The sequence below is a fragment of the Streptomyces sp. NPDC001781 genome (genome assembly GCF_053596035.1).
The window spans coordinates 29,150-42,428 of record NZ_JBSFFI010000017.1 but is presented as its reverse complement, the minus strand read 5'-3'; the positions used below and the strand labels follow the sequence as shown (position 1 = coordinate 42,428).

The window sequence follows — 13,279 nt, the reverse complement described above, 5'->3', positions numbered from 1 at the left end:
GACACATTGTTATGGCCCGGCGGGGAGCGCGCTCATGGCGCCCCCACGCCGAGCCGGGGTCCTTGAGGACCCGTCAGGTCACGGGGTGGTCTTGACCTTGATGGAGCCGTCGACGATCTTCTTCTTCGCGGCGTCCAGCTTGGCCTGGATGTCGTCGATGAAGCCGCCGCTGGTGGACAGCGAGACGCCGTCCTTGGCGAGGGAGTAGCTGTTGACGCCGTTCAGCGCCTTGCCGTCGTGGACGGACTTCACGAAGTCGTAGACGCCGATGTCGACGTTCTTGACCATCGAGGTGAGGATCGAGCTCTTGTACTTGGCGAGACCCGGGATGTTGTACTGGTCCGAGTCGACGCCGATCGCCCAGGCGCCCTTCTTGCCGTTGACGGCCTCGATCGCACCGTTGCCGGAGGAGCCGGCGGCGGAGTAGATCACGTCGGCGCCGTTGTCCAGCATGCCCTGCGCGGCTTCCTTGCCCTTGTCGGGGCTGGCGAAGCCGGAGGTGTCCGAGCCGTGGCTCAGGTACTGGGTGTCGACCTTGATCTTGGAGTTGGTGTCCTTGACGCCCTGGACGAAGCCCGCCTCGAACTTCTTGATCAGGGGGACGTCCACACCGCCGATGAAGCCGACGTGCGTCTTCTTCGTCTTCAGCGCGGCGGCGACACCGGCCAGGTAGGAGCCCTGCTCCTCCGTGAAGGTGATGCTGTCGACGTTGGGCGCGTCCACGACCGAGTCGACGATGCCGAAGCTGGTCTTGGGGTACTTCTTGGCGACCTTGCCCATGGACTGCGCGTACGCGTAGCCGACACCGATGATCGGGTTGAAGCCCGCGTCGGCCAGGTCGGAGAGGCGCTGCTCGCGGTCGGCCTCGGTGTCGGTGGTCTTCGCGGTCAGCTCCTTGACGGAGCCGCCGAACTCGCTCTTCGCCTTGTCGGCACCGCGCGCGGCGGAGTCGTTGAAGGAACGGTCCCCACGGCCGCCGACGTCGAAGGCGAGACCGATCTTGACACCCTTGCCGTCACCGGAGGAGGAGGACGCGTTGTCGTTCTCGGAAGAGGTGCTGCCACAGGCCGTGGCAGAAAGGGCGAGAGCTGCGGTGGCTATACACGCAGCGGAAAGCTTGGCTACCCGGCGCACGGGAAGGCTCCTTCACCTGACCTGAGCGCCACCATGGCGCTTGGTGGGGGCTGTCTGACGACGCCCCGGCCGAGACGCCCCGTCGGCGTCGGCTTCGCGGCATCGTAACGCGCGTAGATGTCAGAAAAACACCTCTCGCGCAGCTGTTATCGAACCGAGGCAAACGGCACTTGAACTCGATCTGCCGAGTCTTCGACCGCCGTGTTTCGGGGTGGACACGAATGGCCTGCGGTGCGTTGCGCGGACGGCCCCCGCGGGTCACGCGGGGGCCGTCCACCGTCCTGCGGGCGCCGGTCACACCCCGGGCGACTCCATCAGCGCGGCGGCGGTGAAGAGTTCGACACCGACCGTGATCGCGTTCTCGTCGGCGTCGAAGTCGCCCTGGTGCAGATCGCGCACGGTCCGCTCGCCGGGGCGGCGGACGCCGAGGCGGGCCATCGCACCGGGCACGTGCTCCAGGTACCAGGAGAAGTCCTCGCCGCCGAGGCTCTGCTCGGTGCTCTCCACGGAGTCCAGCCCGCAGCGGGCGACCATGGCGCGCCGCAGCAGCTCGGCGGACTCCCGGTCGTTGACGACCGGCGGCACCCCGCGCACGTAGGTGATCTCCGACTTGGCGCCGTGCAGGGTGGCGACCTCGTCGATGGCGGCGTGCACGACGTCGGGCGCGTCCCGCCAGGCATCGAGTTCGAGGCAGCGGACGGTGCCGGAGAGTTCGGCGTGCTGCGGGATGACGTTGGGGGCGTGGCCGGACTCGATACGGCCCCAGGTCAGCGCGAGTCCGCTGCGGGTGTCGACGCGGCGGGCGATCAGCGCGGGCACGTCGGTGGCGACGCGGGCGGCGGCGGTGACCAGGTCGGTGGTCAGGTGCGGCCGTGCGGTGTGGCCGCCGGGGCCGGTCAGCGCCACGTCGAGCCGGTCGCAGGCGCTGGTGATCGGGCCGTGCCTGAGGCCGATCCGGCCGCACTCCACCTTGGGGTCGCAGTGCAGCGCGAGGATGCGGCCGACTCCTTCGAGCGCGCCGTCGGCGATGGCGGTGAGGGCGCCGCCGGGGAGCTGCTCCTCGGCGGGCTGGAAGATCAGCCGCACCGGGCGGGACAGCAGGCCCTGCGCGTGCAGCGCGGCGAGGACCAGGCCGGCGCCGAGCACGACGGTGGTGTGCACGTCGTGGCCGCAGGCGTGGGCGCGGTCGGGCACGGTGGACCGGTACGCGCAGTCCTTGGTGTCCGGGATGGGCAGCGCGTCGATGTCGGCGCGCAGAGCCAGCAGCGGTACGCCGGAGCGCTCGCCCTCGGTGTGCCCGATGTCGCAGATGAGCCCGGTTCCGGTGACCAGGACGCGGGGCTCGAGGCCCGCCCGCTCCAGCCGCTCCTTGATGGCGGCGGTGGTGCGGAACTCCTGGTTGCCCAGCTCGGGGTGCATGTGCAGGTCGCGGCGGAAGGCTACGAGCTCGGCGTGCAGTGATTCGCTGAGCGCGCCGGGGAGCACAGCACCGGGGAGGTCGGCCACGGTCTCTCGGGTCATCGATCGGTTCACCCTCTGAAGGGTAGGACGCCCGGACGGTCAACTGACCCTCGATCAACAAAACTTCAGCCCGTTGGAGGGAGAAAACCTGACCGGCGGACGCATGGCGGTGGACTGGGTTGGGTAAAACCTTTCTTTCTTCCTCAACGGATACCACGCCAGCCGTCCCGGCGCTCGGTTTGTCCATGGACCGGACCCGTGCGGCCGAGCGGCGCCGGTAGGGTGCGGCGGCGTGACCGACAGCACCGCGGACCGCACATCACCCGCTCGGCGTTCCGCCGCGCGCTGCGCCCCGTTGCCCCGGTCCTGCCGGCCTTCCGGACCGGTGAGGCCGGCCACACGCACCTGCCGGAACGCTTCGGCCACGAGATCGATCCGGACTACTGGCTGCGCTCCCCGGCCGCTGTCGCCGCCGGCCTCACGGAGGCGGGCCTGACCCTGGTCGCGTCGGTGGTCCGCGAGCCGACGGGAGAGGAGGCGCGGGCGCGGGGGTTCGTGCCGGCGCGGAAGGACTGACCCCTCAGGTCCCCGGCACCACCGTGGTCAGCCGGTGCGTGTCGCGGGCCGTGCCCGTCACCCCCGACAGGAAGCCCTGGGCTCGTGGGGAGGCGTGGGCGGTGAGCCAGGCCGGGTCTATGTCGCAGACCGCCACGCGGACGCCGGTGCCCTTGAGGGCCAGGGGGAGGGTGTGGACGACCGTGGAGGGGAAGCTCAGCACGGTGCTGCCGATCGGGCCGCGGCGGGCGATCAGTTCCAGGGGGAGGTCGGGGCGGACGATCTCCAGGCCGGTCTCGACGGCCAGCCGGTGCAGCTTCGGGGTGCTCTCGCGCCGGTGGGCGAAGTAACGGGTGGCACCGTGCGCCCCGGCGAGGGACTGGACGGCCGCGAGGTAGCGGTCGGCGTCGACCACGCCGGTCTCCACCAGGGAGGTGCCGACCAGGTCGGCGCCCCTCGTCACGCGGGGCGGCCCGAAGCGGGCGCGGGTCCAGGCGAACTCGTTGGGGGTGACCGTGACCCCGTCCGGGGTCTCCGTCACCGGCATCGCGGAGAAGACCTCCACCCGCCGGCCGCCGCTCGGGGTGAGGCGGCGCCGGGCGGTGGCGGAGACCGGGGCGAAGAGCAGGTCCCGGGGGCCGGGCGGGCCGCCCTTGCGGTGCCAGCGCACCAGGCGCTCCCCGCGGGCCAGCTGGGCGACGAACTCCATGGTGGCGGTGCCGTCGTCCACCACGACCAGCTCGGGCGCCCGGGTGATGGTGAGCAGGAGCTGCACGTAGCGGGAGAAGGGATCGCCCATGACGATCCGGCCGGCCCGTCTGAGCGCCCCGGCCAGCGCGCCGACGGTGTGGAAGGGGGCGCTCGTGCCGCCCCGTGCCTCCTCCCAGCGCACCTCGTACCCCTCGTCGCGGGCGAGGTCGGCCATGCGGCGCAGCTGGCCGCGGGTCATGGGGTCGGTGGGGGCGAGCACGACGAGCGTCAGCTCCGCCACTGCCCCCTCGCGCGCGGGCACCCCGCCCGCGTGGGCCCACTCCAGTACGTTCAGCAGTTGCACCGGGCTCTCCACGAAGGCGAGCGTGCGGTCAGCGGGGCCGGGGTGTCCGGCGCGAGGGCTCATGGCGGGTTGTGACCGTCCCGTCGTAGTGCGGTCGGGCGAGGAAGCGGTCAGACCGTGACCGGCTCGCCCGCTGCGGCGGCGATCTCCGCCTCGGCGACCACGCCGGAGACCCGGCGCAGCTTCTTCATCGGGCCCAGCTCGGACTCGTAGACCTTCTTGACGCCGTCGCCGAGGGACGCCTCGATGGCGCGGATGTCGCGGACCAGCCGGACCAGGCCCTGCGGCTCGACGGAAGCGGCCTGGTCGGAGCCCCACATGGCGCGGTCCAGGGTGATGTGGCGCTCGACGAAGACGGCGCCGAGGGCGACCGCGGCCAGCGTGGTCTGCAGGCCCGTCTCGTGGCCGGAGTAGCCGATCGGGACGTTCGGGAACTCCTTCTCCAGCGTGTTGATGACGCGGAGGTTCAGCTCCTCGGCCTTGGCCGGGTAGGTGGAGGTGGCGTGGCAGAGCAGGATGTTCTCCGAGCCGAGCACCTCGACCGCGTGGCGGATCTGCTTCGGGGTGGACATGCCGGTGGAGAGGATCACCGTGCGGCCGGTGGCGCGCAGGGCGCGCAGCAGCTCGTCGTCGGTGAGGGAGGCGGAGGCCACCTTGTGGGCGGGGACGTCGAACTTCTCCAGGAAGGCGACGGCCTCGGTGTCCCACGGGGAGGCGAACCAGTCGATCCCCTTCTCCTTGCAGTACGCGTCGATCTGGCGGTACTCGTCCTCGCCGAACTCCACGCGGTGGCGGTAGTCGATGTAGGTCATCCGGCCCCAGGGGGTGTCGCGCTCGATGTCCCACTGGTCGCGCGGGGTGCAGATCTCCGGGGTGCGCTTCTGGAACTTCACGGCGTCGCAGCCGGCCTCGGCGGCGGCGTCGATCAGCTTGAAGGCGTTCTCCAGCTCGCCGTTGTGGTTGATGCCGATCTCACCGGTGACGTAGACCGGGCGGCCGGGGCCGGCCTCGCGGGTACCGAAGTGGCGGATGCGGGAGTTGGCGCTCATGTCAGGTGTTTCCTTACTTGCTTGCGGGGGTGGGGAGGGTGTCGAGGGAGGGGCCGAGGAGCCAGCCCGCGATCTCGCGGATCGCGCCGTATCCACCGGGGACGGTGGTGACGGCGCGGGCGGCGCCGCGTACGGCGTCGTGGGCGTCGGCGACCGCGACGGGCCAGCCGACGAGGGCGAGGCAGGGCAGGTCGTTGACGTCGTTGCCGGCGTAGAGCACCCGCTCGGGGGCGATGCCCTGCTCCTCGCACCACTGCTTGAGGGCGAGGTCCTTGCGGTCGATGCCGTGCAGCACCGGCAGCCGGAGCTTGCGGGCGCGGGCGGCGACGACGGGGTTCTGCTCGGTGGACAGGATGAGCGTCGGCACCCCGGCGCGGCGCAGCGCGGCGATGCCGAGCCCGTCGCCCCGGTGCACGGAGACGAACTCCCGTCCGTCGGTGTCGATCAGCACCCGGTCGTCGGTCTGGGTGCCGTCGAAGTCGAGGACGACGGCGTCGACGTCGTCGCGGGTGGGCAGCGCGCCCGCCGGGACGGTGTCGAGCAGCGGGGCCAGGGCGCGGGCGCGGGCCAGGTCGTGCGGGTCGTCGATCTCCAGCACGCGGGCCGGGTCGGTGCGGACCAGTTCGGTGCGGCCGAAGAAGCGGTGGCCGTGGGCGCGGAAGCCGGTCACGTCCATCGCGTAGGCGGCGCCGGTCTCCAGCAGGTCCTGCGGGCGGTCCTGGCGGCGGGGGCGTACGGCCTTGTCGTGGTTGACGCCGAAACCGCCCGGTGCGTCCGCGTCGTCGGGGGCGCCGTCGCGCCAGACGAAGCCGTGGAAGGGGGCCACGGTGACGGCGGTGTCGGCGCCGTCGCGGACGACCGCCCCGGCGACCCGGCCGATGTCGTCGGCGAGCAGGAAGGGACTGGTGCACTGCACGAGCAGCACCACGTCGACGGTCGCCCGGACGCGCTCCTCGAAGGCGTCCAGGGCGTGCAGCACGGCGGCCTCGGAGGTGGCGGTGTCCCCGGCGATGGCGGCGGGCCGCGTGACGACCTCGGCGCCGGCCGCGCGGGCCTCGGCGGCCACGGCCGCGTCGTCGGTGGAGACCACGACGTCGGTGACGGCGGGGGCGGCCAGGCAGGCGCGCACCGCGCGGGCCACCAGCGGGACGCCGCCCACGGGGGCGAGGTTCTTGGCGGGCACCCCCTTGGAGCCGCCGCGCGCCGGGATCACGGCGAGCACCCGGCGCGGCGGGTCGCCCGGATCGGCGGGCCAGTGGGTCATGGGGTCAGCTCCTCGAAAGGCTTGGGAGACTTGGGAGTTCGGGAGGTTCACGGTGGGCGGGGGGTTCACAGCTCCCCCATCCGGCGGATCACCGGGGCGACCCGCTGGACGCCGTGCCGGTAGGCGCCGCGGGCGGCCCGGCGCACGATCTGCCGCACCGGTCCGGCCTCCGCCCGGGTGGCGGGGCTGCCGGGCAGCGGGGCGCCGTCGGGGCCGAGGTGGTGGCGGGCGAGGATGCCGGGCAGATAGCCGGGCGCGGTCCCGGGGGTGTAGTAGGGCTCCAGCGGCGGCAGCGCGCCGGACCGCTCCAGCAGGGCGGTGATCCGGGCGCGGGCCGCGTCGAAGGCGCCCGCGTACGAGCCGTCCCCGGCGGCGACGCCCTGCCGGGCCAGCCACCCGGGGTCGGGCTCCGGGCGGTGCCCGGCGTCCAGCCGGTCCCAGGAGGTGAGGCAGCCGGAGCCCAGGAAGTGGTGGTTGCCCAGCGCCTCCCGCACCCCGAGGTCGGTCAGCACGGCCGTCGGGACGCGCCGGTGCAGGGACTCCAGGGCGGCGGTGGAGCTGACGGTGACCAGCAGGTCGGTCCGGTCCAGCACGTCGCCCATGTGCCCGTACACCAGACGCAGGTTGTCCGGCAGCTCCCGCCCCCGGACCAGCTTCTGGTACGGCAGCTCCTCGATGTGCGTGGTGTGTTCGCCGGGCTTGGAGCGCAGCTTGAGCAGCACCTCGCGCTCGGGGTGGCGCCGGGCGTGGGCGACGAGCCGGTCCAGCAGGTAGGTCCGGTCCGCGCGGCTCTCCGGTACGGAGGGCTGCGCGGCGAACGTCACCGTGCAGGGCGCCCGTTCACCCGCGTACGCCTCCCCGCCGAGGAACGGCAGCGCGACCTCGGTGACGGCACCGGCGTCCGCCCCGACCCCCTCGTACACGGCGCGGAACCGGTCCGCGTCCTGGGCCGAGTTGGCGAGTACGAGGTCGGCGCCGTGCCGCAGCAGCAGGCCGTCGGCGAGCTTCTCGTAGACGACACCGACGTAACCGGTGACGACGACCGGGCGCTGGCCGCTCCCCCAGGCGTGCCGCAGGCCGTGCAGCATGGCCTGCACACCGCCGCCGACCAGCGCGAGGACCAGGATGTCGTAGGACTGGCCGGTCATGGCGCGCAGGAACTCCGCGCCGGTGACCTCGCGGAGCGAGTCGGCGGTGGCGCCGGTCTCCGCGAGCTGGCGGGGTGTCGGGGTGGCCCGGCCCCGCAGGAGGTAGCCGTCGAGGCGGACTCCGGCGTCGGCGGGAGCGATACGGCGCGCGGTGAGCGCGCCCCACTTCCACCGGGTGTCGGAATCGGCGAGGACGGCGATCCGCGGGGACTTCGTTGCACTTGCTGGCACGCCGAAGACGCTAGGAAGCGTTTCGTAGGTCCGGCCCAACCCGAACTCAACAAACGGTTAACAGCACGTCGACGAATGGGGATCCGGGCCCGGATCGGCCCTGGGGAAAACCCGGTTCACGGCTTCGCCACGCGTCGTTCACCCGGTATCAAGGCGAGCGTCGACACGAATGCCGGGCCCCGCCCTAACGTCCTCGGCGTGGTCAAGCTCTCGGTCATCGTGCCGTTCTACAACGTGCAGCAATACGCGCCGGACACATTGAGGAGTCTTCGTGCGAACGCGCGGGACGACTACGAGTTCATTCTCGTGGACGACTGTTCCCGCGACGGGACACCGGGCATCCTCGAGCGCGCCGAACGCGAACTGCCGGGCGCCGTCGTCGTCCGGCACGAGCGCAACGGCGGGCTGGCGACCGCCCGCAACACCGGTCTGGACCGGGCGCGCGGCGAGTACCTGACGTTCCTCGACGGCGACGACTGGCTCGCCCCCGGCTACTACGACCGGCTGGTCGCGCACATGGACGGGTTGGGGTGCGACTTCCTGCGCACCGACCATGTCCAGTGCACCGGGCGGGCCCGTTCCGTGCACCGGGTGCCGCACGGCCGGCGCGGTGTCGTCCTGGACCCGAGGGCGGCCATCCTGCCCGCGGACCGGTCGACGTCGGTGGACTACGCGTACGCCTGGGCCGGGATCTACCACCGGCGGCTCGCGGAGAGGGGGCTGCTGCACTTCACGGACGGGCTGCGGACCGCGGAGGACCGGCCGTGGATCTGGCGGCTGCACCGGGAGGCGGAGTCGTTCGCCGTGGTGGGGATGCTCGGGGTGTTCTACCGGCGCGGGGTCGCCTCATCGCTGACCCAGATCGGTGATGTCCGCCAGCTCGACTTCTTGCGCGCGTTCGACCAGGTCATAGCCGAGACGGCAGCCGACCGGGACGCGGATTCCCTGCTGCCGAAAGCCGTGCGCACCTATTGCGCGATCATTTCCCACCATCTGGGAAGCATCGAAAGGTTCGAGCCCGCGGTGGCGAGAAAACTGAAATCCCTGAGCGCGGCCGCCCTCAGGCGAATGCCGCAGGACGTGCTGAACGAGGCGCTGGACTCGATGGACCTCGCCCGCGCCACCCGCCTGCGCCGGCTGCGCCGCCGTCCCTCCCCCGCCGGGGCCGCCGCGTGACCACCCAGATCTTCCAGGCGTCCACGCTGTACGGCGTGGCCACGCTGGCCGCCGCCCTGGACTCCGGCTGCTTCGCCCCCGCCGACCGGCGCGTCCTGCTGGTCTGCAACAACGCGGCGACACCGGAGACCACGCCCCCGCTGGACGAGATGCCCGGCTTCGAGCGGCTGCGGGACCGGTTCGACGACGTGCTCTCGTACAACCGGACCATCCGCCCCTTCCACCCCGGCGGCTGGCTGCCCCGCGGGGACGACATGCCGCTGTGGCAGCGGTACTTCCGTCACGAGTGGCGACTCGGTGACGGGCCGGTCGAGCTGGCGGTGGAGTCGATCCAGGTCAACCCGTCGCTGGCGCTCGCGCAGATCTTCACCGGCGCCCCGGTCACGGTCTACGCCGACGGCCTGATGAGCTACGGCCCCACCCGCAACAAGATCGACCCGCTGGTCGGCACCCGTGTGGACCGGCTGCTCCACCTCGACCTCGTACCGGGCCTGGAGCCGCTGCTGCTCACCGAGTTCGGGGTCCCGGCCGAGATCGTGCCGACCGCCGCCTTCACCAAGGTGCTGGCGGAACTCGCCTCCACCGGGGACGAGTTGCCCGCGATCGAGGAACCCGCGCTGCTGCTGGGCCAGTACCTCTCCGCGCTGGACATCCTCACCCCGGACGAGGAGGAGGCGCTGCACGTCCGGATGCTGCGCGGCGCGGTCCGGCTGGGCCACACCAGAGTGGTGTTCAAGCCGCACCCCACCGCACCGGCCCGCTACGCCCGCACCCTGGAGGAGGAGGCGGAGCGGCTCGGGGCGGACCTCACGGTGCTGGACACCCCGGTACTGGCCGAGGTGCTGTACCAGCGGATGCGGCCCGCGCTGGTCGTCGGCTGCTTCTCCACCGCCCTGCTGACCGCCGCCACGCTGTACGGCCTGCCCGTGGCGCGGGTCGGCACCGGCACCCTGCTGGAGCGGCTCGCCCCCTACGAGAACAGCAACCGGGTGCCGGTCACCGTGGTCGACGCTCTGCTGCCCGAACTGGGCGACGGGGCGGCGGTCGCCGAGGGGCGGCGCGGCATGGAGGTCGCCGAGCTGGGCGAGCTGGTGCGGGCGGTGGGCTTCGCCATGCAGCCGAAGATCCTGCCCCGGCTCCGCGCCGACGTGGAGGACTTCCTCGCCCGGCACCCGGACCCGGCCACCCTGCGCTACTTCAAGCGCCGCCGGCTGAGCGTACTGGGACTGCCCGGCGGGGTACCCGCGCAGCTCGCCTTCATCCCGCGCAACGCCACCGTCCGCCGGGTGGCCCGCCGTGCGCGCGGGCTGCGCCGGACCGTCCGCGGCTGAACCGCCCTCCCACCGACCGACTCGATGCCAAGGACCGCGCAGATGACCGCCACCTCACCGCTCGCCCCGCCCGCCGGCCTCTCATCGCCGGTCGCCACCGGGGCGCGGGGGCGGCTGCTCGCCCTGGACGGGCTCAGGCTCGTGGCCGCGCTGATGGTGTGCCTGTACCACTACACCGGGCGCGGCGGGACGATATCGGAGTCCTGGCACCAGAGCCCCTCCGAGGTCTTCCCCCGGCTCTCCCAGGTCGCCCCCTACGGCTGTCTGGGCGTGCAGTTCTTCTTCGTGATCAGCGGTTTCGTGATCTGCATGAGCGGCTGGGGCCGCACGCTCGGCGACTTCTTCCGCTCCCGCGTGGCCCGGCTGTACCCCGCGTACTGGGTGGCGCTGGTGCTGGTGACGGCCGCGGCCTTCGTGCTCCCGGTGGTGGTGCGTCCGGTGCGGGCGGACGAGTTCCTGGTCAACCTGACGATGCTCCAGCAGCCGATGGGCGCCTCCCGGATACTCGGCGTGTGCTGGACGCTCTGGGTGGAGGTCCGGTTCTACGCGCTGTTCGCGCTGTTCGTGGTCTGGCGCGGGGCGACCTACCGGCGCGTGGTGCTGTTCGCCTGCGTCTGGACGCTGGCCGCGGCGATCTCGACGACCGCGGGCAACGACCTCACCGACGCCCTCGTCATGCCGGAGTACGCGCCCTTCTTCGTGGGCGGACTCGCGCTGTACCTGGTCCACCGCTTCGGCGGCAGCCCTCTGCTGTGGGGCCTGGTGGCGATGTCCTGGCTGCTCGGGCAGAGCGCGGCCGTGCGGGGTCTGTGGCATCCGGGGGCGCACGGCGACTTCACCCGGCACCCGGTGGTGATCGTCGCCGTGGTCACGCTGGCCTTCGCCTCGGTGGCGGCCGTGGCGCTGGGCTGGACCCGGTGGGCGTCCTGGCCGTGGCTGGTGACGGCGGGCGCGCTGACCTACCCGTTCTACCTGGTGCACGAGCACCTCGGCTGGTTCGCGGTACGGGTGCTGCACCGTGGGCTGGGGCTCGGGGCCTGGCCGACGCTGGGGCTGACGGTGGCCGGGATGCTGGTGCTGGCGTGGCTGCTGCACCGGTTCGTGGAGAAGCCGTTCGGGCCCCGGCTGCGCCGGGCGCTCAGGAGCTGAGGTCAGCCGGCGCCGTACGCGGCCCCGGTCCCGGCCGCGGTCGGCCCCGTGTCCGGCGACCTCACAGCACTAGCCTGCGGCCAGCGACAGCTTGACCGCGAAGCCGAGGAACAGCACCCCGGCGGCCGAGGTGGCCGTCGCCGACAGCCGCCTGCGGCGGCGGAACGCGGCGGCCAGCTTGGTGCCGCCGAAGATCAGGGCGCTGAGGTAGAGGAAGCTGGCGACCTGGGCGAAGGCACCGAGGACGACGAAGGACAGCGCGGGGTAGGGGTAGGCCGGGTCCACGAACTGGACGAAGAAGGCCACGAAAAACAGGATCGCCTTCGGGTTGAACAGGCTCACCACCAGCGCCCGCCTGAACGGCCGCTCCGCCTGCGGCCCCTCCTCGGCGGCGGCCTCCGCCACCACCGGCGTCCGCCGGGTCCGCCACATCTGCCACGCGGCCCGCAGCATCCCGATCGCCAGCCAGGTCAGATAGCCGGCTCCGGCGTACTTCACGATCCCGAACAGCACGGCGTTGGCCTGCAGCAGCGAGGCCACCCCGGCCGCGGACAACGTCATCAGCACGGTGTCCCCGCACCACACCCCGGCGGCAGCGGTGTACCCCGGCCTGACCCCCTTCCGGGCGGCCACGGACAGCACGTACAGCGAGTTGGGCCCCGGAAGCAGAATGATGAGCAGCAGCCCGGCCAGGTAGGCGGGCAGATCAATGACGCCGAACATGAGAGCGAGTGTCGCACGCGGGCGCCTGCGGCTCAGCGGGTGCCCGGTGGCTGATACGTCCCCCACACCGGCCGCGGCGCGGCCGCGGGCGATCGCGTCCACCGGCGTGCCCGGCTCCGGCGTACGCGTCACGGCGGCCTCCGGGGACCGCGGTCGCCTTGCGGTCGGTGCCCCGTTGTTCGGCGGTGGGCGCACGGGGGAAGCATCCCCGGCATGAGGACTCCGGGGAGCACCGTCGCCCTGTTCGCCTCGGCCGCCGCCCTCGCCGTGGCGCTCGGGGGCTGCAAGCCGCCGCCGGCGGGAGCCGACGGGAAGCCGCGGTACCCGGTCCACTTCGACACGCCCTCGGCCCGGCCGCACACCACGACCGGGGCCGTGTTCGCACGCGGCGACAGCGGGACCGGCGTGCGGGAGCTGCAGGCGCGGCTCCGTCAGGTGCAGTGGCTGAACGACGGGCCGACCGGGGAGTTCGACGACCTCACCGAGCAGGCGGTCAGCGGGTTCCAGGGCAAGCGCGGGCTGCCCCGTACGGGCCGCGTGGACCCCGTCACCTGGCGGCGGCTGCTGGCGATGACGCACCGGCCGGGCCAGTGGGAGCTGTACCTGATGGGTGGCCAGCCCGCCGCCGCGCCGGACCCGCGCTGTCTGGCCGGGCGGGTACTGTGCGTGAGCAAGACCAGCCGCACCCTGCGCTGGATGATCGACGGCCGCACCCTCACCACGGTCTCGGTCCGCTTCGGCTCGCAGTACACCCCCACCCGCGAGGGTGTGTTCAGCATCTACTGGAAGTCCCGGCACCATGTGTCGACGCTCTACGACTCCCCGATGCCGTACGCCATGTTCTTCAGCGGCGGCCAGGCGATCCACTACTCCTACGACTTCGCGGCGCACGGGTACGCGGGCGGTTCGCACGGGTGTGTGAACGTCCGGGACGAGGGAGCGATCGCGTCGCTGTTCACGCAGGTGCGGAACGGAGACCGGGTGGTCGTCTACCGCTGAGGCGG

12 protein-coding genes are annotated in these 13,279 nt (G+C 72.5%); 5 read left to right on the top strand and 7 right to left on the bottom strand.

Features of this window, described 5'->3' with window-relative positions:
• Nucleotides 1–78: 78 nt before the first annotated feature.
• Together ACWCV3_RS17540 and ACWCV3_RS17535 are read right to left on the bottom strand one after the other, a co-directional pair.
• Nucleotides 79–1,134, bottom strand: coding sequence for a BMP family lipoprotein (locus ACWCV3_RS17540; protein WP_451224309.1), 1,056 nt, complete (start codon nucleotides 1,132–1,134; stop codon nucleotides 79–81).
• 294 nt (nucleotides 1,135–1,428) lie between these two features.
• Complete coding sequence (locus ACWCV3_RS17535) at nucleotides 1,429–2,655, bottom strand: M20 family metallopeptidase (RefSeq protein ID WP_451224306.1); 1,227 nt, start codon at nucleotides 2,653–2,655, stop codon at nucleotides 1,429–1,431.
• Nucleotides 2,656–2,877: 222 nt separating this feature from the next.
• Between ACWCV3_RS17535 and ACWCV3_RS17530 the strand changes: the two genes are divergently transcribed.
• Nucleotides 2,878–3,171 carry a hypothetical protein gene (locus ACWCV3_RS17530; RefSeq protein ID WP_451224303.1) on the top strand — a complete coding sequence of 98 codons (294 nt, stop codon included), beginning with the start codon at nucleotides 2,878–2,880 and terminating at the stop codon, nucleotides 3,169–3,171.
• A 4-nt stretch (nucleotides 3,172–3,175) separates the two neighbouring features.
• On the opposite strand, the gene ACWCV3_RS17525 is transcribed toward ACWCV3_RS17530, so the two are convergent.
• The 4 genes from ACWCV3_RS17525 to ACWCV3_RS17510 form a co-directional block, all read right to left on the bottom strand.
• Complete coding sequence (locus ACWCV3_RS17525) at nucleotides 3,176–4,267, bottom strand: hypothetical protein (protein ID WP_451224301.1); 1,092 nt, start codon at nucleotides 4,265–4,267, stop codon at nucleotides 3,176–3,178.
• Between the two features lie 47 nt (nucleotides 4,268–4,314).
• Entirely contained in the window at nucleotides 4,315–5,253 is a 939-nt protein-coding gene (locus ACWCV3_RS17520) for an N-acetylneuraminate synthase family protein (protein ID WP_451224298.1), read from the bottom strand.
• Nucleotides 5,254–5,266: 13 nt separating this feature from the next.
• Entirely contained in the window at nucleotides 5,267–6,517 is a 1,251-nt protein-coding gene (locus tag ACWCV3_RS17515; protein ID WP_451224295.1) for a cytidylyltransferase domain-containing protein, read from the bottom strand.
• A 65-nt stretch (nucleotides 6,518–6,582) separates the two neighbouring features.
• Nucleotides 6,583–7,896, bottom strand: coding sequence for a DUF6716 putative glycosyltransferase (locus ACWCV3_RS17510; protein WP_451224293.1), 1,314 nt, complete (start codon nucleotides 7,894–7,896; stop codon nucleotides 6,583–6,585).
• A 198-nt stretch (nucleotides 7,897–8,094) separates the two neighbouring features.
• Between ACWCV3_RS17510 and ACWCV3_RS17505 the strand changes: the two genes are divergently transcribed.
• Genes ACWCV3_RS17505 through ACWCV3_RS17495 form a run of 3 tightly spaced genes read left to right on the top strand, consistent with a single transcriptional unit; the run spans nucleotide 8,095 to nucleotide 11,552 of the window.
• Entirely contained in the window at nucleotides 8,095–9,072 is a 978-nt protein-coding gene (locus ACWCV3_RS17505; protein WP_451224290.1) for a glycosyltransferase family 2 protein, read from the top strand.
• A complete protein-coding gene (locus ACWCV3_RS17500) occupies nucleotides 9,069–10,403 on the top strand; it encodes an alpha-2,8-polysialyltransferase family protein (protein ID WP_451224287.1) in 1,335 nt (444 codons plus the stop codon). Before ACWCV3_RS17505 ends, ACWCV3_RS17500 begins: the two co-directional genes overlap by 4 nt.
• A gap of 42 nt (nucleotides 10,404–10,445) precedes the next feature.
• Nucleotides 10,446–11,552, top strand: coding sequence for an acyltransferase family protein (locus ACWCV3_RS17495; RefSeq protein WP_451224284.1), 1,107 nt, complete (start codon nucleotides 10,446–10,448; stop codon nucleotides 11,550–11,552).
• A 69-nt stretch (nucleotides 11,553–11,621) separates the two neighbouring features.
• Here ACWCV3_RS17495 and leuE read toward each other — a convergent pair whose 3' ends face one another.
• A complete protein-coding gene (gene leuE, locus ACWCV3_RS17490) occupies nucleotides 11,622–12,275 on the bottom strand; it encodes a leucine efflux protein LeuE (RefSeq protein WP_451224281.1) in 654 nt (217 codons plus the stop codon).
• A 213-nt stretch (nucleotides 12,276–12,488) separates the two neighbouring features.
• Between leuE and ACWCV3_RS17485 the strand changes: the two genes are divergently transcribed.
• The gene (locus ACWCV3_RS17485) at nucleotides 12,489–13,274 is read left to right on the top strand and encodes a L,D-transpeptidase family protein (RefSeq protein ID WP_451224278.1); all 786 of its coding nucleotides are present in this window, start codon (nucleotides 12,489–12,491) and stop codon (nucleotides 13,272–13,274) included.
• Nucleotides 13,275–13,279: the final 5 nt, after the last annotated feature.

Bases quoted from the DNA above. Each gene is read 5' to 3' on its own strand.
- leuE (WP_451224281.1), bottom strand. From the start codon at position 12,275: ATGTTCGGCGTCATTGATCTGCCCGCCTACCTGGCCGGGCTGCTGCTC.
- ACWCV3_RS17520 (WP_451224298.1), bottom strand. From the start codon at position 5,253: ATGAGCGCCAACTCCCGCATCCGCCACTTCGGTACCCGCGAGGCCGGC.
- ACWCV3_RS17485 (WP_451224278.1), top strand. From the start codon at position 12,489: ATGAGGACTCCGGGGAGCACCGTCGCCCTGTTCGCCTCGGCCGCCGCC.
- ACWCV3_RS17515 (WP_451224295.1), bottom strand. From the start codon at position 6,517: ATGACCCACTGGCCCGCCGATCCGGGCGACCCGCCGCGCCGGGTGCTC.
- ACWCV3_RS17495 (WP_451224284.1), top strand. From the start codon at position 10,446: ATGACCGCCACCTCACCGCTCGCCCCGCCCGCCGGCCTCTCATCGCCG.
- ACWCV3_RS17525 (WP_451224301.1), bottom strand. From the start codon at position 4,267: ATGAGCCCTCGCGCCGGACACCCCGGCCCCGCTGACCGCACGCTCGCC.
- ACWCV3_RS17535 (WP_451224306.1), bottom strand. From the start codon at position 2,655: ATGACCCGAGAGACCGTGGCCGACCTCCCCGGTGCTGTGCTCCCCGGC.